Raw genomic sequence first — 2,006 nt, 5'->3', positions numbered from 1 at the left:
TATTAAGCCTTTATTCAATTACGAATAAGGTTTTTTTTCGTTTGAATTGATCGTTACAACTATCAAATATTACATGAAGTACATTTTGTTGGTATTGAATTTTTTATTATTTTTGTATAAAATAAACTACCATGAACCCCAGTTCAAAAAATATACATGAAGTTCAATCTTGGAGGGGAGAACATGGCTGAAATAAATAAAAAGCCAACAATAGGTGTACTCATAATATTAATGGTAGGCACCTTTTTTGCTTTATTAACGAATACATTAATTAATGTTGCTCTACCAACAATTATGAAAGAGTTTGATGTTAGTGCAGCTACAGTACAATGGCTATCAACGGGTTACATGCTTGTAAACGGAATTCTGATCCCAACTACAGCGTTTTTAATTAGCAAGTATTCAAAGAGAAAACTGTTTTTAATAGCCCTTGTAATCTTTGAGGTTGGTACAATAATTGGATGCATTGCTATTAATTTTCCCATGTTATTAATAGCACGTATGATACAAGCAGCGGGTGCAGCTACTCTTTTACCTTTATTAATGAATATCTTATATACATCGTTCCCACCTGAAAAAAGAGGTTCTGCAATGGGCTTTTTCGGATTAGTTATGTTATTTGCTCCAGCAATTGGTCCAACATTATCAGGTTGGATTGTCCAAAATTTTGATTGGCATGCTCTATTCTTCATGATTGCTCCGATCATTTGTATTGTTTGGATCATGGCATATTTTAAACTACATGATAATAAAGAAACAACGGATTCTAAAATCGATGTTGTATCTGTCATTTTAACGGCTTTTGCCTTCGGTGGAATCTTATACGGCTTTAGTACCGCGGGGAATGAAGGCTGGGGAACAGCAAGTGTGTACATGCCAATAATTGTCGGGGTAATTGGATTAGTTTTGTTAATTGTTCGTCAATATACATTAGACAAACCAATGCTTGATTTTCGTGCCTATCATTCGCCAATGTTCGCATTAGGGTCTGTGATTGCAGTTGCGATCAATATGTCAATGTTCTCTGGAATGCTATTGTTACCAATGTATTTACAAAATTTTCGTGGTGTATCTGCATTTCATTCAGGGTTAGTCATGTTACCTGGGGCCATTTTAATGGGGTTAATGAGTCCGATTTCTGGGAGATTGTTTGACAAATATGGAGCTAAAATACTTGCACTAGTCGGATTAATGATTCTCAGTGTATCTTCGTATTTCTTTACAGACTTAACTAGCACTACAAGTATGATGTATATAATGGTTTTATATGCTATTCGAATGTTTGGCATTTCATTAGTAATGATGCCAGCTCAAACAAATGCTTTAAATTCATTACCAGCGTCATTAATTCCGCATGGTACAGCAATTAATAGTACCGTAACTCAAGTATCAGGAGCGATTGGGTCGAGCTTACTTATTACAATCATGTCTAACCGTACAACAATTTATGTCGAAGAGGGTATGTCCGAATTGCACAATTCTCAGATTGCTAATGTTCAAGATTCAATGATGCAAGTCAAGGAACAAGTGACTTTACAAGCCGGTATCTCAGGTATAAATGATGCTTTCCTAGTAACGACCTGCGTGGCTGTTGTGGCGTGTATATGTTCATTATTCATAAAACGAAAGAAAAAAGTAAAAAATGAAACCTTGACGATGTAATAAGAATAAGAGATTAATTGAAACGATTAGCAAACAGGTAACACTAAATTATAAAAAAGCGTTAAAATAAAAAATATGATTTTTGTTTTAACGCTTTTTTTATAAGATAAATTGCTATAAATGAAACATGGCAACATAATGTTGGTATTAATATTTCAGAGAAAAAAGGCGGAAGTAACCGCCTTTCTTTTTATTCGAAAATTTTATCTACATCTAATTCGAAATTTGGAACAGCTAAAGATCGAATGGTTCCATTTTTCTCGTTGGCCAGAATCTCATATAATCCATCCTTATTTAACGTAAACACTTGTACATAATGTAGAATCGGATTGATTATCCAATAT

General features: G+C 33.8%; 1 protein-coding gene. It reads left to right on the top strand.

The window, feature by feature from the left end; translation table 11 throughout:
- Positions 1–183: 183 nt before the first annotated feature.
- Positions 184–1,662, top strand: coding sequence for a DHA2 family efflux MFS transporter permease subunit (locus tag V7014_RS25375; protein WP_335511600.1), 1,479 nt, complete (start codon positions 184–186; stop codon positions 1,660–1,662).
- The last annotated feature ends 344 nt before the right edge of the window (positions 1,663–2,006 follow it).

This window comes from Bacillus sp. JJ722 (assembly GCF_036963345.1).
Lineage (GTDB): Bacteria > Bacillota > Bacilli > Bacillales > DSM-1321 > Bacillus_AD.
The sequence above is the reverse complement of the archived record's forward strand: the minus strand, read 5'-3'. Positions and strand labels throughout refer to the sequence as shown.